The following is a 21,083-nucleotide window of genomic DNA, read 5'->3' as shown; positions in this document are numbered from 1 at the left end:
TCGAACTCGACTCGCCGCTGCTGCACATCGCGGCCGGTACCGGCTCGCCGTGGCTGCGGCTCACCGGCGAGATCGACGTCTCCAACGTGCCCGCCCTGACCCGCGCGCTGCGCGGTGCGCAGCGCGCGCGGGCGGCGACGTCCACATCGACCTCCGCGGCGTCGACTTCGTGGACGTCGCGGGCCTGCGCGCGTTCGCCCGCGCCGCCCGCGACCTGGGCGACCACGGCCACCTGCTCGTCCTGCACTCGGTGTCGGCGCACATCGACCGGCTCGTCCGCCTCATCGGCTGGGACGCGGTCCCCGGCCTGGAGGTGCACTGCCGCCCCCGGGCGTGACCGGGCCGGGCGTCAGAGGACGAACGTCGCGCCCGGTTCCGCGTGCTCGACGGGGCCGTCGAACCGTCCGGCCGCCCGCTCGACCGCGTCGCCGGGGGCGAGGAACGGCCCGACGTGCGTGACGATCAGCCGTCCGGCCCCGGCGGCGCCGTCCCCGGCCTGCTCGGGGGTGTGGTGCGCGGGGCTCGGCTCGGGCCCGTCGGCCTCGCACAGCAGCGCGTCCGCGCCCGGGACGAGCGCGGCGAGGCCGTCGCAGGGCGCGCAGTCGCCCGAGTAGACCAGGGACCGGCCGCCCGCCTCGGCCCGCAGGGCGAACGCGGGCATCCCGTGCTCGACCGCCCGCGACGTCAGCTCCAGTTCGCCGACCGACGCCCGGTGCCCGTCGTGCAGTTCGTGGACGGCGAACGCCGACTCGACCGGGCTGCGCCGCGAGGTGTTCGTCAGGAAGTGGGCCAGCCGGTCGGCGATCCCCGGCGGGCCGAACAGCGGGAGCGGCGCGGCCCGTTCGATGTCGGCGTAGAGCAGGCCGTAGTAGGCGGTGAGCAGATCGGCGGCGTGGTCGGCGTGCAGGTGCGAGATCCAGACGCCGTCCAGTTCGTCGAGCCGCACGTGCCGCCGCAGCTCGCCGAGCGTCCCGCTGCCCGCGTCCGTCCACAGGCGGGTCTCTCCGGCGGAGATCAGGTATCCGGAGCACGGGTTGCCCGGGCGGGGGTAGGGGGTGGCCGAGCCGAGCACGGTCAGCCGGAGATCGGCGCTCATCCGGCGAGTCTCCCACGCGGCCCGTCCGTTCAGGCGCGGACGAACGTGAGGTCGAAGTCCTTCCGCCAGGTCTTCCCCTCGTCCTCGGACGCCTCCCAGCGGCCGAGGATCCGGTCCTGCTCGACGTCGGCGACGAAACGCTGGTGGAAGTCCGGGTCCTCGCGCAGCATCGTCCAGTGGCCGTGCTCGAACGTCATCGCGAACTCACGGCACACGCCGCGTTCGTCGTGGTAGAGCGCGACGTAGGCGTCGTTCGCGTCGCTGCGCCCGAACACGACGGTCGTCTCCGAGGTGGTACCGCCCTCGTCGAACTCCATCCGCATGATCGGGAACGCCTCCCCGAGCCACTCGACCGTCGCGGTGCCCGGGACCTCGGTGCCGGGCGGCAGGAACGGGGCGTCCGACAGGTTCATCGTCCACGTGCCGACGAGCCCGTCGAGCTTTTCGAGTCCGGTGTTGCGCATCGCTTCTCCGATCGTCCGGTTCGTCGAAGGAGTGACCGGCGGCACACGGCGGAATCATCGCGCGGACGGGAAAACGTCCTCCACCGGGAACGTGACGGGCAGTTCGACGAGCGCGCGGTGGATCGGGCCCGGACGCCACCGCAGTTCGTCCACCGGGACGGCCAGGTCCAGATCGGGCAGCCGGTCGAGGAGGCGCTCGATCGCCAGCGACGCGATCACCCGCGCCTGGCCTTTCGCGGGGCAGCCGTGCGGGCCGGCCGCGAACGCCAGGTGGGCGCGGTTCCCGGCGGCGCGTGCGGACGCGCGCGTCGGGTCGGTGGTCGCGGCCGCGTAGCTGATCACGACGGGCAGGTGCGCGGGCAGCCAGTGGCCGCGGAAGTTCAGGTCGCGGCGCGGGTAGGTGGCGCCGAAGTTCGCCATCGGCGGGTCGGTCCACAGGATCTCGTCGAGGGCGTCCTCGACCGGGAGGCTGCCGCCCGCGAGGTTGCCGCCGAACCGGTCGTCCGACAGCAGCAGCCGCAGCCCGTTCGCCACGAGGTTCTGCTCGGGTTCGGTGCCCGCGCCGAGCAGGAGGGTGAGCTGCTCGGCCATCTCCTCGTCGTCGAGCCCGGCCGGATGGTTCATCATCCACGACGTCACGTCCGCGCCCGGCCGTTCCCGCTTGAGCGACACCAGGTCGCGGGCGGCCTTGCCGAGCATGGCGTTGGCCTCCTCGACCGTCAGCCCGTCGTAGCCGCCGTCGAAGATGCCGCTGACGCCGCGCAGCAGCCGGTCGCCGATCTCCGACGGGCAGCCGAACAGCTCGTTGAACACCAGCAGCGGCAGCGGCCGGGCGTAGTCGGCGACCAGGTCCGCCGCGCCCTTCCCCGCGAACGCGTCGATCAGCCGGTCCGCGCTGGTCTCGACGTAGCCGCGCAGCGCGAACGTGTCGACCCGCGCGAGGCTGTCGGTGATGACCGTGCGGAGGCGGGCGTGCACCGGGCCGTTGGCCGACAGGGTGTTCGGACGGTCCAGGAGGATCGGCAGGACCGCGCAGTCCGGCGGCAGGGTCGACTGCCACTCCGCGCCGCCGCGCGGGAACGTGCCGGTGTCGCGCATGACCTCCAGCGCCGCGTCGTACCCGATGACGAGCGTCGCGTCCGCGCCCGGCGCCAACTCCACCGGGGCCAGCTCGCCGTGCTCGCGGCGCAGCCGGTCGTAGATCGCGCCGGGATCGCGGGCGAACTCCGGGCCGTACAGCTTCGTCCGCTCCGGCCCGCCGCCCGACGCGCTCACATGGCCTCCCGGTCGAGGAAGAGAAGGTGGTCGACGAGCGCGATCAGGGCCTTGGTGGACGACGCGTGGTCGCGGGCGTCGCACGTCACCAGCGGGGTCTGCGGGGCGAGGTCGAGCGCCTCGCGCACCTCCTCCTCCGGGAACGACGGCGCGCCCTCGAACTGGTTGACCGCGATCGCGTACGGCAGGCCCTGCTTCTCGACGATGTCCATGACGGCGAACGACTGGTCCAGCCGGGCCGTGTCGACGAGGATCAGCGCGCCGAGCGCCCCGCGCGCCAGGTCGTTCCACAGCCGGGTGAAGCGCTGCTGCCCGGGCGCCCCGAACAGGTACAGGACGAGGTCGTCGCTGAGCGTCAGCCGCCCGAAGTCCATCGCGACGGTCGTGGTCGTCTTGCCGCTGATGTCGGCGAGGTCGTCCACGGTCGCCCCGGCCTGCGTCATCCGCTCCTCGGTGCGCAGCGGCCGGATCTCCGACAGCGTCCCCACGTAGGTGGTCTTGCCGACGGCGAAATGCCCCACGATGAGGACCTTCACGGCCGTCCGGACGGTGTCGCGCACGTACCGTCCGCCCGGGTAGGAGCCGTCGCCGGACGGGTCAGAGGGTCGCGCGGAGTCCATCGAGCACCTCCTGCAGGAGCCGGGCCTGGGTCCGCGCCGCGGGCGCCGGGGCCCGCGTGGTGAGGTGGCCGTCGTCGACCAGGTCCGACAGCAGCACCTTGGTGACGGCGACGGGCAGCTCCAGATGCCCGGAGATCTCCACGACCGACAGGGCGCCGCCGCGGCACAGCTCCACGATCCGCAGCTTCTCCGGGCTGAGCCCGGTCAGCGGCCGGTCGAGGTTCGCGGTGACCAGCGTGACCAGGTCGAAGACGTTGCGGGTCGGGTGCGCCCGGCCGCCGGTGACGACGTGCGGACGCACCAGCGCGCGCTCGTTGCGGCGGCGGTTCACGCCGCGCCGCCCGCGTCCGGTCGGGGCGGGCTCGTCAGCTCCTTGCCGAGCCGCTGCACGAGTTCCTGCAGCCGGAACGACACGGTCTCCATGTCGACGTCCAGCCCCGCCGACACCGCCAGGTAGGCGCCGGGGCCCGCCGCGACGAGGAACACGTACCCGTCGTCGAACTCGCTGATCGTCTGCCGCCAGGTGGTGCCGGGATCCCCGCAGAACTCGGCGGTACTGCGGGCGAGCGACTGCAGCCCCGCCATCCCCGCCGCCTGCCGCTCGGCGTCGTCGCGTCCGATGCGCTCCGAGTGCGCCATCAGCAGCCCGTCGGCCGACAGCAGGATCGCGTACCGCGTCCCGGGCATTCGCAGGGCGTCGTCCAGCATCCAGCCGAGCCGGTTCACACCGTCGTCCATCGAGCCGTTCCACCCCTCGTTCATGGCCGCGCGTCCCCGCCCTCGGAGCGCCCGCGTCATCGGAGGCGCCCGCGTCATCGGACGGTTCGCGGCCGGACCGCGTTCCCCGCTGCCAGGCGCCGAGGCCCGCGGCGATCTCTCGTGCCGGCCGCGCCGGCGGTTCGTCACCGGCGCCCGCGCCGGCCCTCGTCGCGCCCGTCGCGCCCGTCGCGGCTCCTCGACCGGCTCCCGCTCGGCGACCGCGACCCGGCTGCGCTTCGGCAGCCCGCCCGCGGTGACGGTCTCGGCGCCGCTGCCGCGCGACGGCCCCGCGTCCACCGGACGCGACGGCGGGCGGGCTGCTGTGCAGCCGAGCCCGTGCGCGGACCGTCCGGAACCGGGGTGAGCAGCGCGTTCGGCACGAGCACCACCGCGCGCACCCCGCCGTACGGGGACCGGGTGTCGACCGACACCGAGAACCCGTACCGGGCGGCGAGCACGCCCGCGACCGCGAACCCGACCTGCGGCGGGTCGCCGAGCCACTGCACGTCCGAGGGCACCTCGCCGGACAGCCGCTCGCCCGCCCGCTGCAGCTCCTCGGGCGTCATCGCGACCCCGGCGTCGTCGATCATGATGGCGACGCCGTTGTGCGTGGTCTGGAAGTTGACCTCGACCATCGTGTCGGGCCGGGAGTGCCGGGCGGCGTTGTCGAGCAGCTCGGCGACGGCCAGCACGACCGGCTCCACGGCCCGGCTGGTCACCGCCAGGTTCACCGGGTTCTGCACGTTGACGCGCAGGTAGTCGCGGACGCGCGAGGTGGCGCCGCGCACCACGTCGCTCAGCGAGGACGCCGACCGCTGCTGGCCCGGCCACGACCCGCTCAGCACCGCCATGGCCTGCGCCCGGCGGCCGATCTGCGCGTTCATGTGGTCGATGCGCAGCAGCCCTTCGAGCACGTCGGGGTCGTCGTGCCGCTCCTGCATGGTGGAGATGGCGAGCTGCTGCTCGTTGGCGAGGCTCTGCATCGTGCGCATCATCGAGCGTCCCGCCGAGCGGCTCGCCAGCGCGGCGTGCTCGCCGACCCGCCGGACCGACCCGCCGAACAGGTCGATGATCTTCTGCACGTCCTGCGCGAACCGGGGGTCCTTCTGGTCGAGCCGGTGATGCAGCGGACCGCTCACCCGGACGGCCGAGTTCTGCAGCGACTCCGACAGCTCGGGCAACCGCACCGCGGCGAGATGCCGCAGCTCCCGCTCGCGCAGTTCGAGCGTGTCCGACAGCTCGGCGTTGCGGTCGCGGAGCCCGGCGGTCGACCGGCGCTGCCGGGCCAGCAGGACGGCGGCGGCGCAGGCCACGGCGGCCAGTGCCACCGCCCACAGGATGTGCTCCATCGATTCCTCGTGCGCAGGGGAGAACGGCCGCGGCGGGTGCGGGCCGTCCGAGGCCGGGGGCGGGTTATCGGACAGTGATGAAATGTCGCGATTTGGTGACCGTAGGACGCCCCGGGCCTGGGTGCTTGTGCGCGCGCGCAGAAAACCCGCCCGCACGCGCACGGATGATCTCCGTCCCCCGTAATGGAGTTACTTTCCGGTAGTTTGCCCGGGTTTCCGGCCTTGATCCCGCTACGCTGACCTGCGGCGGTACGGCAGCTGAACGGCGGGTGCGGGCGGAGGCGCGGATGGGCGACGGCGTCGCCTACCGGATCGTCCGGTACCGGCCAGACGACCCCGCCGCTCCGCCCCCGGACGCCGGCCGCCTCCTGCTCCCGCCCCCCGGCGGCGAAGCCGTCCTGGCCTGGGAAGGCACCGAAACCCGCCTGCCCCCCGGAACCGCCGCCCTGCTCCCCCCGCCACCGGCCCGCGTACCCCCCGAACGCGCCGGTGCCCAGCGGCCGCTCGCGGGGGGATCGTCCGTCGGGCGATCCGACCTTGTGCGCGCCGTCTCCGGGGAGGTCGTGGGGTTGGCCGTTCCGGTGGGGGAGCTGGCGGCCGCGGCGCGGTCGTCGGTCGTTCTCGTGGACGTGTCGGCGGGGCTCGGCAGGGTGGTCGCCGACATGGTGCGGGCCGTGGCGGCGGAGGCGGACGTGCTCGGCGCGCCCGAGTTCGACGCGGCCTGCGACCGGATCGGCGAGCTGCTCCGCATGGTCGTCGCGGGTCGTGCGGCGGAACGTTCCGCCGCGCCCGGGAACCTCGCCGCGGTCGAGACGGTCGTGCGCCGCTACGTGCGGGCGCACGCCACCGACCCGGGCCTCACCGGACGCGTGATGGCGCAGCAGCTCGGCTGGTCGCTGCGGCAGATCCAGCTCGCGTTGCAGCGCGCGGGGACGACGCCGCGCGCGCTCATCCGCGAGGAGCGGCTGCGGCTCGTCCGCGACCGGCTCCGCGACCCCGCCGACCGCGGCGTGTCGATCACCCCGACCTCGCGCACGCCGCCGGGTTCTCCTCCGCCGGGGCGCTGAGCACCGCGTTCCGGCGCCGCTTCGGGGTGAGCCCGCGCGAGCTGCGGCGCGCCGCCCGGCGCGATCAGGCGGGGAGCGGCTGACGGCAGCCCGGGAGCGTGACGGTGACGTCGAGGCCGCCGCCGGTCCGCGGCCGGGCGGTCACCGTGCCGCCGTGCGCCCGCACGATCGACTGGACGATCGACAGCCCAAGCCCCGCGCCCTTCGTTGTGACCACCCGGTCGTCATCGAGCCGCCGGAACGGCTCGAACAGCGCCGGGACCTCGTAGCGCGGCACGGGCGGGCCCGAGTTCGCGACCTCCAGCACCACGCGGGCCCCCGCCGTCCGCGACGCGACGCGCACCCAGCCGTCCTCGCCCGAGTTGTGCCGGATGCCGTTCTCCACCAGGTTCTGGACGACACGTTCCAGCAGCAGCGCGTCCCCCGACGTGACGGCCTCGTCCGCGTCGGCCCGCACCGTCACGCCCGCCGTCGCCGCCTCGCCCCCGGTCTGCTCGGCGACGTGCGCGACGACGTCCGCGAGGTCCAGCGGCGCCGGGTTCACGATCTCGTTCTCCGACCGGGCGAGCAGCAGCAGCCCGCCGATCAGCCGCTCGTGCCGCGCGTTGATCTGCAGCAGCGTCTCGCCCAGCGCCAGGACGTCCGGCGACGCCGACCGGCGGTGCATCGCGACCTCGACCATCGCCCGGCCCAGGGTCAGCGGGGTGCGCAGCTCGTGCGAGGCGTTCGCGACGAACCGGCGCTGCCCGTCGAACGACCGGTCGAGCCGGTCGATCATCGTGTCGAAGGTGTCGGCCAGCTCGCGGACCTCGTCGCGCCGCCCGCGCAGCGCGATCCGCTCGTGCAGGCCCCGGTCGGCGGCGGGCGCCGCCGCGATCCGCCGCGCCGTGTCGGTGACCCGGTGCAGCGGCGCGAGGATCTGCCCGGCGATCAGCCACCCGAACCCCGCCGCGGCCCCGCCCACGACCAGCAGCGCGAGCGATCCCTGCGTGACGAGCGAGGTGACGGCCGCGTCCTGCACCTCCTTCCGCTGGGCGCGCACGAGCCTTTCCATCGTGATGTGGAGCTCACCGTCCGGGGCCGCGTCGGTTTCCGCGGCCGCCGTCCGGACGGGCCGCCCCGCCGTGCCGTCCGACGTCGGCGGGGCGGACGTCTTGGCGAGATACGTGGCGTTCGGGGTCTTCGACATCTCCTGGGTGAACAGGGCGTAGGTGACGCCGAGCAGCACCACCCCCGCGACCAGGAAGAGGCCGCCGTAGGTCAGCGTCAGCCTGGCCCGCAACGAGACCTGCCGGACGCGCGCCGCGTCGCTCACCGGATCCGGTACCCCGCTCCCTTGATCGTCTCGATGACCGGCGGGTCGGCGAGCTTGCGCCGCAGCTTCAGGATCGTGAGCCGCACCGCGCCGGTGAACGGGTCGGCGTGCTCGTCCCACGCCTTCTCCAGCAGCCGCTCCGCCGACACCGCCCCGCCGTCCGCGCGCAGCAGCTCGGCGAGCACCGCGAACTCCTTGCGGGCGAGCGGCACGTACCGGCCGTCGCGGAACACCTCCCGGCGCGCCGGGTCCAGCGCGATGCCGCCGCGCCGCAGCGTCGGCAAGCGCGCCGGGCGGGACCGGCGGCCGAGCGCCAGCACCCGCGCGGCCAGCTCCGGGAACGCGAACGGCTTGGTGAGGTAGTCGTCGGCGCCGACGCCGAGCCCGTCCACCCGGTCGGTGATCTCCGCCGCGGCGGTCAGCATCAGCACCCGCGCGGACGCGTCGGCCCGGACGAGCGCGCGGCAGACGTCGTCGCCGTGCACGAGCGGCAGGTCGCGGTCCAGGACGACCACGTCGTAGTCGTTGACGTGGACGCGTTCGAGCGCCGCGGCCCCGTCGTGGGCGAGGTCGACGGCGTGCGCGTCGCCGCGCAGCCACTCCGCGATCGCGTCGGCGAGCAACCGCTCGTCCTCCACCACCAGCACCCGCATGTGTCGCCTCTCCGTTCGACGGACGAGGGACATGGTGCTCCGTGCCGCGTTTCCTTTCCGTAAGGAATCGGGGAGCGGCCGCAGGAAACGGAGGGGAAACGCGCGGACCGGTTGCATCGCCTTCCGTCCGGCCGGAATCGATCCGGTCGCGGAACGAGGAGACGACCGATATGCGACTACGGACCCGTGGCGTCCTCGCGGCGCTGCCGCTGGCCTTCGCCCTGACGCTCGCCGGGTGCGGCGGCGACGGCGAGGAGCCCGGCGTGGCGTCGGCGGGCGGCGAGACCGCCGCCGGAGCGGCGCCGGTGCCGGGAAGAGCAGCCTCAGCCCGCAGGAGATGGGCGTGAAGTTCGCCGAGTGCATGCGCGAGAACGGCGTGCAGATGGACGACCCGGGCCCCGACGGGGCGCTCAGGCTCAACGCGAAGGGGATCAAGAAGGAGGTCATGGACAAGGCGCAGGAGGCGTGCCGCGAGTTCAACCCGATGGAGCAGGGCGGCGGCCCGCCCAACGCGGAGGACCAGGAACGCGCGCGCAAGCACGCCGAGTGCATGCGGGAGAACGGCGTCGAGGCCTTCCCCGACCCGGAGCCGAACCAGCGCGGCATCCGGATCGACCAGAAGGTCGGCGGCGATCCCGACTTCGACGCGGCGCAGGATAAATGCAAGGAGGTGCTGCAGGGCGGCGGCGGACGGAAGGTCGGGCAGTGAGGATCCGGCCCGCCGCCCGCACCGCGCCCGCGGAACCGGCCGCGCGGACCGTCCCGGGTCGGGACGGCAAGGAGAACGGCGAGGCGGCGGGACGGCGCGCGTCCCGCCGCCGCAGGCCGCGGCTGCGGATCGCGCTCGCGAGCCGGCCGTCGCCGCCGTCGGCGGGACCGCCGCGTTCGTCGCGCTGAACGGCGGCGGCGGGACGGGCGAGGCGGCCGCGACCGGGCTCCCGCCGCACACCGCCGAGGTGGCCGAGCAGACGCTCAAGGACACCGAGACCGTCGACGGCGAACTCGGCTACGGCCCCACCTACACCGCGTCCGCCGGGGTGAAAGGCACCCTCACCGACCTGCCCGCGAGCGGCTCGGTGATCGATCGCGGCCGCGAACTGTACGAGGTGAACGGCGACCCGGTCGTCCTGATGTACGGGTCGAAGCCCGCCTACCGGCCGCTGACCGTCGGGACGGACGGCTCGGACGTGAAGCGGTTCGAGGTGAACCTGAGCGCGCTCGGCTACGACGGCTTCACGGTCGACGACGAGTATTCGAGCGCCACCGCCGCGGCCGTCCGGGAATGGCAGGAGGACATCGGCGTCGAGGAGACCGGGATCGTCGAACCGGGACGGGTGATGTTCGCGCGCGGCGCCGTCCGGGTGGACAGCCTCCAGGCGGACGTCGGCGCGCCCGTCGGCCCCGGCACGAAGGTGCTCGACTACACCGGCACCGTGAAGGCCGTGACGGTGGAACTCGAAACCTCCGAGCAGCGGATGGCGAAGAAGGGGTCGGCGGTCGAGGTCGTCCTGCCGGAGAACGAGACGGTCGAGGCGGAGATCGACGAGGTCACCACCGTGATCGATCCGGGAGAGCAGGGCGCGGAGCCGACCACGAAGGTGGAGGTGACCGTGTGGCTCGACTCCGGCGCGGCCGCGAAGGCCGCGAAGGAGTACGCGCTGGCCTCGGTGGACGTCACGTTCACCGCGGGGCAGCGCGAGAACGTCCTGACCGTCCCGGTGACGGCGCTGGTGGCGCTGAGCGAGGGCGGGTTCGGCGTGGAGGTCGTCAAGGGTTCGACGTCGGCGTTCGTCCCGGTCGAGACCGGACTGTTCGCGGACGGCAAGGTCGAGATCTCCGGCCCCGGCATCGCCGCGGGCACGGTCGTGGGGACGTCGGAATGATCGCGCTGCGGGACGTGACGAAGGAGTATCCCGGCGGTGTCCGGGCCCTCGGCGGGGTGTCCCTGGACGTCGCGGCGGGCGAGCTCGTCGCGATCGTCGGGCCGTCCGGCTCCGGCAAGTCGACGATGCTGCACGTGCTCGGCACGCTCGACCGCCCGACGTCCGGCACCGTCCACATCGACGGGCACGACGTGGGACGGCTCCCGGACGCGAAGCTGTCGGCGCTGCGCGCGTCCACGATCGGGTTCGTCTTCCAGCAGTTCCACCTCGCGTCCGGGACGCGCGCGCTCGACAACGTCGCCGACGGCCTGCTCTACCGCGGGCTGCGGCTCGGCGCCCGCCGCGACCGCGCCGCCGCCGCGCTCGACCGGGTCGGGCTCGGCCACCGCCTGGACCACGAGCCGCACGAGCTGTCCGGCGGCGAACGGCAGCGCGTCGCGATCGCGACGGGCCTCGCCGGGGAACCGGCGCTGCTGCTGGCGGACGAGCCGACGGGCGCGCTCGACTCCGTCTCGGGCGACGGGGTGATGGCGCTGCTGCGCGAGCTGAACGGCGCGGGCACCACCGTCGTCGTCATCACGCACGACCGGGAGATCGCGGCCGGGCTGCCGCGCCGCGTCCGGATGCGCGACGGCCTCGTCCGGTCCGACTCGGCGACGGACCCGGCGACGGACCCGGCGGCCGATCCGGCGTCGGGGCGGGCGGGGGTGGGGCGATGAGCCTGCAGCCCGCCCGGATGTGGCCGCGCGACGTCGTCCGGGTCGGCGCCGTCGGGCTGCGGACGCGGCCGATGCGGGCGTTCCTGTCCGCGCTCGGCATCGCGATCGGCATCGCCGCGATGGTCGCCGTCGTCGGTGTGTCGTCCTCGTCCCGCGCGGACCTGGACCGCGCGCTGGACGCGCTCGGCACGAACCTGCTCACCGTCGGGCCCGGCAGCACCATGAGCGGCGAGGAGGCGCAGCTTCCGCTGGCGGCCGAGACGATGGTGGAGCGGATCGCGCCGGTGCGGGAGGTGTCGGCGATCGCCCTGCTCAAGGACGTCGGCGTGTACCGGACCCGCGAGATCCCCGAGAGCGACACCAAGGGCATCGGCGCGTACGCGGCCCGCACCGACCTGCGCGCCGCCGTCGGCGCCGAGCTGGCGAGCGGCGTCTGGCTGAACGACGCGACCGGAAGCTTCCCCACGACGGTCCTCGGCGCGAAGGCCGCCGAGCGGCTCGGCATCGGACGCGCCGGACCGGACGTCCAGGTCCTGATCGGCGGCGAGTACTTCACCGTCATCGGCATCCTGCGGCCCGCCGCCCTGGCGCCCGAACTGGACGCCGCCGCGCTGGTCGGCTGGCGGGCGGCGCGCGCCGAACTCGGCTTCGACGGGCACGCGACGACCGTCTACACCCGGTCGCGGGAGTCCGCGGTCGAGGCCGTCCGCGGCGTGCTCGGCCCCACCGCGAACCCGGAGGCGCCGAACGAGGTCGAGGTGTCGCGCCCGTCCGACGCGCTCGCCGCGCGGCAGGCCGCGGGCGAGGCGTTCACCGGCCTGCTGCTGGGCGTCGGCGCGGTCGCGCTGCTGGTCGGCGGCGTCGGCGTGGCCAACACGATGGTCATCTCGGTGCTGGAACGGCGCGCGGAGATCGGCCTGCGCCGGTCGCTGGGCGCCACCCGCGGAAAGATCCGCACCCAGTTCCTCACCGAGTCGCTGCTGCTGTCCTCGCTCGGCGGGCTCGGCGGCGCGCTCATCGGCACCCTGATCACCGCGATCTACGCGATGTACCAGGGCTGGCCGGTGGTGGTGCCGCTCTGGGCGGTCGGCGGCGGGATCCTCGCCACCCTCCTCATCGGCGCCGTCGCCGGCCTCTACCCGGCGATCCGCGCCTCCCGCCTCTCCCCGACCGAGGCGCTCGCGAGCTGACCGTCCTCCCGTCGACCTGCGGCGTGTTGCCCTTATCCGGCCGCTCATAAGGGCAACACGCCGCAGCTCAACGGAGGTTGGGACGCGCCGCAGCGGTGAGGTTCCGGGTATGGAGCAGCGGGAGCCCGTGACGGTCGTGTTCACCTGGGACGTCAAGCCCGGGCGCGAGCGCGACTTCGAACGCTGGGCGGGGGCGATCCACGACGCCGCGAGCCGGTATCCCGGGCACGAGGACGCGATGTGGCTGCGCGCCGAAGGCGGTCGGCACCGCTACTACACGCTCGTCCGGTTCGACGACCGCGACAGCCTCGACACCTGGCTCGACTCGCCCGAACGCCACGACCTGCTCGGACGGCTCGGCGGCATCGCCGAGGAGCACCGGCACCACACGACCGGCCTGGAGACGTGGTTCAGCCTCCCGGGGGAGTCGGTGCCCGCGCCGTCCAGGCTCAAGATGATCGTCGTGACGTTCTGCGCGGTCTACCCGCTCAGCCTCCTGCTGCAGGCGTTCGTCACCCCGCACGCGCAGGGCTGGCCGCTGCCGCTGAAGGCGATGATGTTCCCCGCGATCGTCGTCCCGCTCCTCACGCTGCTGATCATGCCGGGGCTGAGCCGACTGCTGCGCCGCTGGCTGTACCCCGTGCGGCGGACGCCCCGAGCGGCCCGCCCCGGGCACTAGCCAGTCGCCCCCTCCAGGAGTTCCCGCAGTTCGCGGACGGCTTCGCGGAGGCGGTCGGCGAAGCCGTACATGGCGTCCGCCACCGGGCGCGGCGTGCTCAGGTAGACGTTGAAGCGGTCCGGGAGCAGGACGTACGCGACGCCGATGCACTGCTCGCTCGTCGACCCGAACCCGAAGTACCGGATGTTCGTCGACGGCGCCGAACTGGTGCTCAGGTAGTCGTCCCGCATGACGGTCCAGCCGGGGGAGTCGAACAGCGGCAGCGGCTCGGTGTCCCCCCGCCGCTTCGCGATGAGCTGCAGTTCCCACAGGTGCTGCTCCGGCGCCTGCCCCGACCGGCACTCCTTGGCCCGCCGGACGTGCGCGTCGGCGGCGGCGCGCAGCGCGTCGCGGCGGGAGCGTCCGCGCCGGCGGACGGGTCGTCCATGACCTCGGCGAACCGCAGCACCTCCGGCGTCACGACCCGCATCGCCTCGGTGCGGCCCCGCCGGTACTGCCGCGTCGCGATCGACTCGTACGTCGCGCCGATCCGTCCCTTCGCGCGCTTGTGCGCGAGCTGGTACGCCATCTGGACGAACGCGTCCGGCGACATCCGCAGGCGTTTGGCGTCCCGCGAGCCGAAGTCGTCGAACGACACGCAGGCCGTCGCGGTCGCGGCGGCGTAGTCGGCGAACGACCTGCCCGCCGCCCGCACGTCCGCGCGCAGCGCGTCGTCCAGGACGAACTCGATCGGCTCGACCGCCGGGAGCCCCTGGCTCCGCGCGCCAGACCGCGCCGACTGCACCGCCGCGGGCTCGCCGAGGAGGGCGTCCACGAAGCTGAGGATCGTCGTGCCGTCCAGCCCGCAGTGCTCGACGTTGATGCCCGCCGAACCGTCCGCGAACACGACGAACGACACCGCCTTGTCGAACCAGCGGTTCGCGCTGTCGCCGTGCAGCAGGTTGTCGCACGCCTCCTGCGTCGACGCGGGGGCGAAGTTCTCGAGGCAGACGCAGAACAGCGCGGTCTCGATGTCGTCGAGGGCCCGCGCGTTGCGGCCGTCGAGTGCGAGCAGCGCGTCCCGGCTCGCCGCCCACTCGGCGCGCGCCTTCGTCGTCAGGTGGCCGGTGGACGGTTCCGCCGTCGGCCCCGCCTTCATGATCGTGCCGAGGGCCGCGGCGAGTTCGTCGAGGGTGTGCGGCAGCCCGTCCGGGCCGATCACGTCCAGCCGCATCATGTTGCCGCGGAAGAACACGACGATGTGCCGCGCCGTGGACGGGCCTCCCTCGTCGTACGGGGCGCGGACGGTGTCCTGTTCGGCCCCGGGGATCCGCGTCGTCGAGAACAGGAACTTGTTCTGCTCCATCGACAGCGGCCGTCCGCGCTGCTCGACCGGCGGCACCCGCTCGTCGTCCAGCCGCAGCTTGTAGTCCAGCGCGCCCGCGATCAGCCCGGCCGCCCGCGCGACCTGCGTCTCCCCGGAGTCACCGAACAGGAAGAAGAAGTTCGCGTTGAGCGCGATGCGGTCGCGGCGCCCCAGGTACCGGTACGGCCAGAACGTGTCGAGCCAGCTGTGCACGCCCTCGCTCGCGTCGTAGCGTTCGAGCGCCGCGTGCAGCCGCGGTCCCGGACCGTCCGGTCGGACGAACTCGTCCAGCGCGGCCTCGGTGCGGGCGAGTTCGTCCGCGGTGAGCAGCGGCTCGCACCACCGCAGGAACCGCGCGCGGGTCTCGTCGAGCGCCGGCAGCGGCACCCGCGGCAGCGCGTCCTCGTTGCCGAAGGTGCGGGCGGAGGGTTCGTTCAACGTCGGTCCTCGATTTCGGAGTCGTGGGGTCGGGGGCGCGATACGTACAGCTCGGCGTAGTACCAGCCGTCGCTTTCCAGCCCTTGCGCGTCGATCCCGGCCTCCGCGAGCCGCAGCAGCACGTTCTCCCGCTCCTGCGCGGTGGCGAACCGGCGCTGCCGGAACAGGCCCTCGCGGCGGACGGTCTCGTAACCGGCCGCGGCGAGCGTGTCGGCGATCGGCGCGAACGGGAACATGCGCAGGATGAAGTGCGCCATCCAGGGACGCCGCGGGCCGCACGCCGCGACGACGCGCGCGATCGTCCGCTCGGTGACGTAACCGAGGCAGCCGGTGGACACGACGAGGTCGGTCCCGGCGAGCAGTTCCCGCTGCGGGCCGGTCGGGTCGTCGCGTTCGAGGTCGGCGTGCACGGCGCCGTCCAGGAAACCGGCGTCGAGCGCGTAGGAGAGGGCATCGTCGGAGGCGTCCAGACCGAGGAAGCGCGCGGGGGCGGTGCGCGGTTCGCGGCGGCTCAGCTCCCGGTCGCGGGCCAGCAGCGATTCGCGCGTCCGCCGGTGGGCGTCGCGCCACTGTAGCGCTCGTACAGGTCGCCCATCGTGATTCCGTATTTCAGCAGGGCCGCGTTGATGCCGTAGGAGCAGCCGATATCGAGAACCGTCGGGACCGCGACGTTGCGCGCCTTCCGGTATTCGCCGATCAGCTCGGCGAAGTGCGGCCGGGCGAGCTGCGGGATGTGGTATTCGAGATCCCGCAGCGTCGTGAAGTAGGCGCGGGGGTCGGGCTGCGTGTAGATGTGGTCGAGCGAGATCTTTCCGGACGTGTCGACGCGCACGGATCGCGGTCCTTCCGGGGACTGGAGGAGCGGGCTCGAAACGGGACGGGCGCTGAGGGGGGGCTCAGTCGAGCAGCGCGTCCACCCGGACGGCGCGGCCCTCGGCCGCGAGGTGCTCGGGCAGGACGCGGCCGAAGAGCTGCCGCGTGCGGGCCACGCTGCCCACGACTCCGGGACGCTCGCTGTAGGCGAAGATCGCGGTGTGCCGGGAGATCGCGCCGCGCACGGCGCTCACCCGGTGCAGCGAGTAGCGTCCCTTGAACAATTGCAGGTCACCGGGCCGCAGCGTGAGGCTGCGGACCAGGTGGGCGCCCTCGCCGGTGAGCACGCGCCGTACGTTGTCGAAGTTCTCCGCCTCCGCGGACCGGATGTTCGGGCAGTACTCGAAGGCGCCGCCGCCCTCCGCCTCCCGCGTCAGCAGGCTGACCGTGAACTCGTTGGTGTCGAAGTGCCAGGGATGCTCCATGCCGGGCCGGACGACGTTCAGCACGAGCCCCGACAGCGGATCGGCCAGCTCGTGCACCTCCGGCAGCCCGAAGCAGCTCGCCACGAAATGTTGGAAAAGCGGGTTCGAATAAAGGCGGGGCACGATGTGCTGCGCGGGCAGGCGGTCGCGGGCGACGAACGCGTTGCCGCGCTCGACCGTGAGCCGTCCCGGATGGCCGTCCGGCAGCGGAGTGTGCACGTCGATGTTGTAGGCGTTCACCGTTTCGACATCGAAATGCGCGTCCCGTTCGACGGACGCGCATTCGTCCCGCAGCGTCTCCTGCCATTCCGGACGGACGAAGCCGGGAAGCACGCAGCAGCCCGTCTCCGCCAGCTCGGCCCGGGTCGCGGAGACGACCGCGTCCCAGCCGGCGCTCGCCGGTTCGGCCAGCGGATAGCGTTCGGCGTCGATCGCCCGTTCCAGTGTCCGCGCCGCACTCATGGACGTCCCTCCGCCTAGGCGAACTCAAGACGGGTTTTTAGCACATCCCTTCCGTCAATTCGCGACGTACCTTTCCCCGTCGATTTATCAGAAACTGATGAAGGGGGGCGGTGACCTGTGCTTTCAAACGTTCCAAAATCGGCGGGCCGGTGTGTCCGGACACAGGTTCGTGTGTCCCATCTCACGCCTCCCGCGTCCGCCCGCGCCGCCGCGTCCGCGGGCCGTGTTCTCTCGGGGCCACGGGGTATGGCGGATACCGCGGTATCCGCACTCCGACCGGGGGGACGATCGTGGACGGTACCGGCGAGCGGATGCTGAGCGAGCTGATCGCCGCCAGCCACCTGATGTCGCTGGAGCAGATGCCCGGCGTGGTCGCCGAGCACGCCGGGCGGGCCGGGCTGCACGACCTGCGCATGTACGTCGCCGACCTGCAGCAGACCGTCCTGTGCCTGCTCCCCGGACAGGACGGCGCGGGCGGCGACTCGGCCGAGCTGCGCATCGAGGGGACCCTCGCCGGACGCGCGTTCCAGAACGTCGCCCCCGCCCGCGGCCACCTCGTCGGCGAAATCGCCGGAATCGACGGCGACGGCCGCGAGTGGTGGGTGCCGCTGCTCGACGGGACCGAGCGGATCGGCGTCCTGCACGTGGTGACGTCCGACGGCGATCCCGACGCCGTGCCGCGCGCGGAGTCGCTGGCCGGGCTGATCGCCCTGATGATCGTCAGCAAGAGCACCGCGAGCGACACGCTCGCCCGGCTGGTGCGGACGCGGCCCATGACGGTGTCGGCGGAGATGCAGTGGCGTGCGCTGCCGCCGATGACCTTCGCCAACGACCAGGTGGTCATCAGCGCGGCGCTCGAACCCGCCTACCGGCTCGGCGGCGACACCTTCGACTACGGGCTGGCCGGCAACACCGTGCACCTCGGCGTATTCGACGCCATGGGGCACGACACCGGCGCCGGGCTGACGTCCAACCTCGCCGTCGCCGCGTACCGCAACACCCGGGTCGAGGGCACCGGGCTCGCCGCCATCGGCGAGTCGATCGAGAAGGAGCTGCTCGAACAGGACTCGTCCGGCCGGTTCGTCACCGGCGTCCTGTCCTGCCTGCAACTGCGGACCGGCCTGCTGTCGTGGACGACCTACGGGCATCCGCCGCCGGTCGTCATCCGGGGCGGCCGGTGGGTGACGCAGCTCGACTGCCTGCCCGGCACGCCGCTCGGCACCGACCTCGGCATCGTCCCGCGGGTGTGCGAGGAGCAGTTGCAGCCGGGCGACCGCGTCCTGCTCTACACCGACGGGATCGTCGAGGCGCGCGACCCGGACAAACGGGAGTTCGGCCTCGTCCGGTTCGTCGACTTCATCATCCGCCACAGCGCCGACGGCCTGCCGGTCCCGGAGACGCTGCGGCGGCTGATCCACAGCATCCTGGAGCACCACGAGGGACGCCTCGACGACGACGCCACCGTCCTCGTGCTGGAGTGGCACGGGCCGCCGGGCGTCGGCAGCGAGACCGGCGTGGAAGCGATCACGCAGACCTGACGGACGGTCCGTCGCGTCCGCCCGGACGGTCCGTCAGCCGTGCAGGGCCCGCATCAGCATCGGGTACGCCTCGTGCAGGTCGCGCTCCCAGTACGGCCAGCTGTGCTGCCCGTGGAAGAACCGCGTCGTCACCGGGATCCCGAGGTCGTGCAGCCGGTCGGTGAACGCGCGGCTGTGCCGGTACGTCCCCGCCTCCACCGGGTCGGTGAACGGCCAGCCGCCGAGGTCGCCGCGCCGCCCGTCGCCGCTCGCCACCCACAGCCGCACCCCCGCGAGCCGTCCGGCCTGGTCGGTCGGGTTGTGCGCGTGCCAGATCGCGGCCTGGTCGTCGGGGTCGCCCCAGACGCGCCGCCAGTCCGTCCCCGGGCAGGAGAGGGACGGGCCCCAGCCGACGGAGTCGTCGCCCGGGGTGTGCCCGTCCAGGGTGTGCAGGTAGCCGCTGAAGGACGCGGCGGCCTCGAACATGCCGGGGAAGCGCGCCGCGTACAGCATGGCGCCGAGCCCGCCCATGGAATTGCCCGCGATCGCCCGCCGTTTCCCGGCACCGTAATCGCGTTCCAGGATTTCGCGGACCTCGGTCATGTGGAACGTCTCCCAGCGCGGCGGGCCGCCGTCGCCGTAATTCCACCAGTCGGAGTAATTTCCGCACCGGCCGCCGTTCGGCATGACGACGATGACGTCCGAGTCGGCGGTGAGCTCCGCGACGTCGGTGTCGCGCGTCCAGGCGGTGTAGTCGTCGACGCCGCCGTGCAGCAGCCACAGCGTGGGCCAGGCGCGGCGCGCGTCCGCGGACCAGCCGGGCGGCAGGAGCAGCCGCACCTTCTCGCGGCGCCCCATCGCGGGCGACTCGATCGTCAGGTCCAGCGTCCGGTGGTCGACGAACTCCTCCGCGACGACCCGCGCCCCGGACGGCGTCGCGTGCGCCGCCGACGGGGCGGACGCGTTCGGCGGCGTCGCGTGCGCGGGCGGGGCGGCCAGCGAAAGGGAGACGAGCGGGGCGAGAATCGCCGCGCATGCGGCGGCGGAGTTGCGGCGGAACAAGGCGGGAGCCTTTCGAGAAAGCGAACTTACTCTGAGTAGGTTCCCGGTCCGTCCGCAATGAATGCGGCCGAAGAAAAGCGTATAAAATGCATTGCCGATGGTTCGAGGCATTTTATACGCGGGTGCGGAGACGACGAAGCGCCGGACGCCCGGGGGCGTCCGGCGCTCGCCGCGCCGTCAAGCGCGCGGCTGTCGTGCGGGGACCGCGCGCACCGGTCAGGCGCCCGGCAACGGGCCGGTGGCGGGGCCCTTGTTACCGGCGGGACCGCGCACGTAGCCGATCGCCCACCGCACCAGTCTGCGTCCGATCGAGAAAGTGATCAGCACGAGACCGGCGACCGGCAGCACGATCAGCAGCGTCTGCAGCACGGCCACGGTCATGTCCAGCGGGCCGTCGCCCGCCATGGCGTCATCGAACAGCTTCTGCACCTTCCACCAGGCCAGCGACATCAGGTCGGGCACCCGGAGCGCGATCAGGAAGAGCTGCACGATCATCACCGGGAAGACCGCGAGGACCCAGAACGCGACGAAGACCTGTGGCCAGCGCTTCAGGTCGCGCAGCAGCGCGTCGGGGGGACGCCGCAGCAGCGTCCGGCGCAGGATCGGCTTGATGTACTTGAACAGGTCGGGGATTCCGGCCAGGTCGGACATGATGTAGTAGCCGTCGAACCGCATGGTGGGCAACAGCTGCTGCACGATCTCCAGGTTCACGTAGAGGATCGCGACGAGGATCGGCTCGTAGCCCGTCTGCAGGTAGAGCATCGTCAGCGCGACGATGAAGACGCCGTTGAAGTAGACGCCGGCGAGGTCGGCGCGCAGCCGTCCGCCACGACTGAGCCGGTAGGACTCGGTGATGTCGGTGTAGAACGCGGGCCACACGATGTAGATGCCGAACCCCATGGGGCCCGGTTTGACGCCCCCGTACCGGCAGGCGGCGGCGTGGCCGACCTCGTGGAACGCGACCGACAGCACGCCCAGCCCCATGATCGCCAGGATGCCGACGGGGTTGAGGATGGAGTGCCGGAGCGCACCGGTGACGGACTGGGTGCCGAACACCCAGACCTCGCTGAGGACGAGCCCCGCGATCAGCGGGATCATCGCGAAGGGGCTCAGCAGCCAGGCGAACATCCCGCCGAGCAGGGAGCTGACCCGCTCGGGGATCACCGCCACCTTGAACTTCAGCCCGAGGAACGGGTTGGCCTTGATGACCGGCGGCGGGGTCCCGTCGCTGTAGGTGGTGACGCCGAGCGGGGCGAGCTTGCGGTCGACCAGGTAGACGATCTGCTCCCCGGTGAGCCGCGCGTCGGCCTCGCGGGAGACGGCGGCGGCCACCCGGTCGAGGGCGGTCTCGACGTCGGCCGTCCCGGCCAGGTGGCGGTAGTCGTGCAGCGCCTTGACGACGTGGAAGAGCAGCGGCGGGAGGCGGACGAGCTGGCGGTTCGGCAGGCTGACGAGCTGCGGGGGCTCGCGGTAGCCCGAGTTCTTGTACTCGCCGACCAGTTCGGTGCCGTCGGCGAGCGTCGGCAGCGTGAGGACCGCGGGCGGGCCGGCCCCGTCCACGGCCGGTATCGGGCCGGTGCTCATGCGCCGTCGTCGTGGACCACGGCGGCCGGCATGCACGTCAGCGTGGAGTGCGCCGGCTGGGCGAGCAGCCCGGTGCCGAGGATGCCGGTGGTGCCCGAGGAGGACGTCGCCTGGCAGGCGTACGCGATGACCGTGTCGCCGTCGCCGCCCCCGCCGTGGCCGCCCGCCGCGTCGTGGCCGGGGGCCGACATGCCGGCCGACAGCGCGACCCGCCGCGGCAGTATCTCGCCGGTCAGCCGGTCGAGGTCGGCGTACGTCATCTGCTGGTGGTTCATGGCTCCCTTTCGGGATCGGTCCGTTGAGCAGGT

At 73.1% G+C, this 21,083-nt stretch carries 26 protein-coding genes and 1 pseudogene; 10 read left to right on the top strand and 17 right to left on the bottom strand.

What is annotated here, in order from left to right; genetic code table 11:
* Nucleotides 1-49 precede the first annotated feature (49 nt).
* The gene (locus BJF79_RS55415; protein WP_075898095.1) at nucleotides 50-337 is read left to right on the top strand and encodes an STAS domain-containing protein; all 288 of its coding nucleotides are present in this window, start codon (nucleotides 50-52) and stop codon (nucleotides 335-337) included.
* A gap of 12 nt (nucleotides 338-349) precedes the next feature.
* Here the strand turns inward: BJF79_RS55415 and BJF79_RS15330 are convergent, their stop codons facing one another.
* From BJF79_RS15330 to BJF79_RS15300, 7 genes are all read right to left on the bottom strand, one after another.
* Nucleotides 350-1,096: an MBL fold metallo-hydrolase gene (locus tag BJF79_RS15330; RefSeq protein ID WP_075898093.1), complete on the bottom strand. Its 747-nt coding sequence runs from the start codon at nucleotides 1,094-1,096 to the stop codon at nucleotides 350-352.
* Between the two features lie 29 nt (nucleotides 1,097-1,125).
* Complete coding sequence (locus tag BJF79_RS15325; protein ID WP_143219943.1) at nucleotides 1,126-1,560, bottom strand: hypothetical protein; 435 nt, start codon at nucleotides 1,558-1,560, stop codon at nucleotides 1,126-1,128.
* 54 nt (nucleotides 1,561-1,614) lie between these two features.
* A complete protein-coding gene (locus BJF79_RS15320) occupies nucleotides 1,615-2,835 on the bottom strand; it encodes a cytochrome P450 (protein ID WP_075898089.1) in 1,221 nt (406 codons plus the stop codon).
* Entirely contained in the window at nucleotides 2,832-3,455 is a 624-nt protein-coding gene (locus tag BJF79_RS15315) for a GTP-binding protein (RefSeq protein WP_075898087.1), read from the bottom strand. Before BJF79_RS15315 ends, BJF79_RS15320 begins: the two co-directional genes overlap by 4 nt.
* Nucleotides 3,433-3,786: a DUF742 domain-containing protein gene (locus tag BJF79_RS15310; RefSeq protein WP_075898085.1), complete on the bottom strand. Its 354-nt coding sequence runs from the start codon at nucleotides 3,784-3,786 to the stop codon at nucleotides 3,433-3,435. The genes BJF79_RS15315 and BJF79_RS15310 overlap by 23 nt, the downstream gene beginning before the upstream one ends.
* Complete coding sequence (locus BJF79_RS15305) at nucleotides 3,783-4,217, bottom strand: roadblock/LC7 domain-containing protein (protein ID WP_262402063.1); 435 nt, start codon at nucleotides 4,215-4,217, stop codon at nucleotides 3,783-3,785. Before BJF79_RS15305 ends, BJF79_RS15310 begins: the two co-directional genes overlap by 4 nt.
* Before the next feature lie 140 nt (nucleotides 4,218-4,357).
* On the bottom strand, nucleotides 4,358-5,563 hold the full coding sequence (locus tag BJF79_RS15300; RefSeq protein ID WP_075898083.1) for an ATP-binding protein: 1,206 nt from the start codon (nucleotides 5,561-5,563) through the stop codon (nucleotides 4,358-4,360).
* 287 nt (nucleotides 5,564-5,850) lie between these two features.
* On the opposite strand from BJF79_RS15300, the gene BJF79_RS60060 reads away from it, so the two are divergent.
* Nucleotides 5,851-6,630 carry an AraC family transcriptional regulator gene (locus BJF79_RS60060; RefSeq protein ID WP_262402062.1) on the top strand — a complete coding sequence of 260 codons (780 nt, stop codon included), beginning with the start codon at nucleotides 5,851-5,853 and terminating at the stop codon, nucleotides 6,628-6,630.
* Between the two features lie 64 nt (nucleotides 6,631-6,694).
* On the opposite strand, the gene BJF79_RS15285 is transcribed toward BJF79_RS60060, so the two are convergent.
* The gene (locus tag BJF79_RS15285) at nucleotides 6,695-7,945 is read right to left on the bottom strand and encodes a sensor histidine kinase (RefSeq protein ID WP_075898079.1); all 1,251 of its coding nucleotides are present in this window, start codon (nucleotides 7,943-7,945) and stop codon (nucleotides 6,695-6,697) included.
* Entirely contained in the window at nucleotides 7,942-8,598 is a 657-nt protein-coding gene (locus tag BJF79_RS15280; RefSeq protein ID WP_075898077.1) for a response regulator transcription factor, read from the bottom strand. The genes BJF79_RS15285 and BJF79_RS15280 overlap by 4 nt, the downstream gene beginning before the upstream one ends.
* A gap of 170 nt (nucleotides 8,599-8,768) precedes the next feature.
* Between BJF79_RS15280 and BJF79_RS60055 the strand changes: the two genes are divergently transcribed.
* From BJF79_RS60055 to BJF79_RS15255, 7 genes are all read left to right on the top strand, one after another.
* A complete protein-coding gene (locus BJF79_RS60055; RefSeq protein ID WP_262402061.1) occupies nucleotides 8,769-8,945 on the top strand; it encodes a hypothetical protein in 177 nt (58 codons plus the stop codon).
* Nucleotides 8,942-9,307 (top strand): hypothetical protein, encoded by a 366-nt coding sequence (locus tag BJF79_RS15275; RefSeq protein ID WP_262402060.1) that lies wholly within the window; start codon nucleotides 8,942-8,944, stop codon nucleotides 9,305-9,307. Before BJF79_RS60055 ends, BJF79_RS15275 begins: the two co-directional genes overlap by 4 nt.
* The gene (locus BJF79_RS53285; protein ID WP_143219942.1) at nucleotides 9,304-9,495 is read left to right on the top strand and encodes a hypothetical protein; all 192 of its coding nucleotides are present in this window, start codon (nucleotides 9,304-9,306) and stop codon (nucleotides 9,493-9,495) included. The genes BJF79_RS15275 and BJF79_RS53285 overlap by 4 nt, the downstream gene beginning before the upstream one ends.
* 59 nt (nucleotides 9,496-9,554) lie before the next feature.
* A complete protein-coding gene (locus tag BJF79_RS15270) occupies nucleotides 9,555-10,481 on the top strand; it encodes a peptidoglycan-binding domain-containing protein (RefSeq protein WP_262402059.1) in 927 nt (308 codons plus the stop codon).
* Nucleotides 10,478-11,200 carry an ABC transporter ATP-binding protein gene (locus tag BJF79_RS15265; protein WP_075898075.1) on the top strand — a complete coding sequence of 241 codons (723 nt, stop codon included), beginning with the start codon at nucleotides 10,478-10,480 and terminating at the stop codon, nucleotides 11,198-11,200. The genes BJF79_RS15270 and BJF79_RS15265 overlap by 4 nt, the downstream gene beginning before the upstream one ends.
* Nucleotides 11,197-12,390, top strand: coding sequence for an ABC transporter permease (locus BJF79_RS15260; protein ID WP_075898073.1), 1,194 nt, complete (start codon nucleotides 11,197-11,199; stop codon nucleotides 12,388-12,390). Before BJF79_RS15265 ends, BJF79_RS15260 begins: the two co-directional genes overlap by 4 nt.
* Before the next feature lie 109 nt (nucleotides 12,391-12,499).
* On the top strand, nucleotides 12,500-13,069 hold the full coding sequence (locus BJF79_RS15255; protein WP_075898071.1) for an antibiotic biosynthesis monooxygenase: 570 nt from the start codon (nucleotides 12,500-12,502) through the stop codon (nucleotides 13,067-13,069).
* Here the strand turns inward: BJF79_RS15255 and BJF79_RS60050 are convergent.
* The 5 genes and pseudogenes from BJF79_RS60050 to BJF79_RS15240 form a co-directional block, all read right to left on the bottom strand.
* A complete protein-coding gene (locus tag BJF79_RS60050; RefSeq protein WP_262402073.1) occupies nucleotides 13,066-13,452 on the bottom strand; it encodes a choline/carnitine O-acyltransferase in 387 nt (128 codons plus the stop codon). The genes BJF79_RS15255 and BJF79_RS60050 overlap by 4 nt on opposite strands.
* Nucleotides 13,453-13,535: 83 nt before the next feature.
* Nucleotides 13,536-14,801: pseudogene (locus tag BJF79_RS15250) on the bottom strand (choline/carnitine O-acyltransferase); the annotation flags it as partial.
* Between the two features lie 47 nt (nucleotides 14,802-14,848).
* On the bottom strand, nucleotides 14,849-15,262 hold the full coding sequence (locus BJF79_RS60045; RefSeq protein WP_262402058.1) for a hypothetical protein: 414 nt from the start codon (nucleotides 15,260-15,262) through the stop codon (nucleotides 14,849-14,851).
* A 101-nt stretch (nucleotides 15,263-15,363) separates the two neighbouring features.
* Nucleotides 15,364-15,684: a hypothetical protein gene (locus BJF79_RS60040; protein WP_262402057.1), complete on the bottom strand. Its 321-nt coding sequence runs from the start codon at nucleotides 15,682-15,684 to the stop codon at nucleotides 15,364-15,366.
* Between the two features lie 64 nt (nucleotides 15,685-15,748).
* Complete coding sequence (locus BJF79_RS15240; RefSeq protein ID WP_075898069.1) at nucleotides 15,749-16,612, bottom strand: arpA protein; 864 nt, start codon at nucleotides 16,610-16,612, stop codon at nucleotides 15,749-15,751.
* Between the two features lie 290 nt (nucleotides 16,613-16,902).
* On the opposite strand from BJF79_RS15240, the gene BJF79_RS15235 reads away from it, so the two are divergent.
* Entirely contained in the window at nucleotides 16,903-18,150 is a 1,248-nt protein-coding gene (locus tag BJF79_RS15235) for a PP2C family protein-serine/threonine phosphatase (protein WP_262402056.1), read from the top strand.
* Between the two features lie 33 nt (nucleotides 18,151-18,183).
* On the opposite strand, the gene BJF79_RS15230 is transcribed toward BJF79_RS15235, so the two are convergent.
* From BJF79_RS15230 to BJF79_RS15220, 3 genes are all read right to left on the bottom strand, one after another.
* Nucleotides 18,184-19,191: an alpha/beta hydrolase gene (locus tag BJF79_RS15230; RefSeq protein ID WP_075898067.1), complete on the bottom strand. Its 1,008-nt coding sequence runs from the start codon at nucleotides 19,189-19,191 to the stop codon at nucleotides 18,184-18,186.
* A 216-nt stretch (nucleotides 19,192-19,407) separates the two neighbouring features.
* Nucleotides 19,408-20,775 carry a hypothetical protein gene (locus BJF79_RS15225; RefSeq protein ID WP_075898065.1) on the bottom strand — a complete coding sequence of 456 codons (1,368 nt, stop codon included), beginning with the start codon at nucleotides 20,773-20,775 and terminating at the stop codon, nucleotides 19,408-19,410.
* The gene (locus BJF79_RS15220; RefSeq protein WP_083733459.1) at nucleotides 20,772-21,050 is read right to left on the bottom strand and encodes a hypothetical protein; all 279 of its coding nucleotides are present in this window, start codon (nucleotides 21,048-21,050) and stop codon (nucleotides 20,772-20,774) included. The genes BJF79_RS15225 and BJF79_RS15220 overlap by 4 nt, the downstream gene beginning before the upstream one ends.
* Nucleotides 21,051-21,083: the final 33 nt, after the last annotated feature.

The sequence above is a fragment of the Actinomadura sp. CNU-125 genome, assembly GCF_001942465.1.
Classification (GTDB): Bacteria; Actinomycetota; Actinomycetes; order Streptosporangiales; family Streptosporangiaceae; genus Spirillospora.
This window is presented reverse-complemented; position numbering and strand designations above follow the sequence as displayed.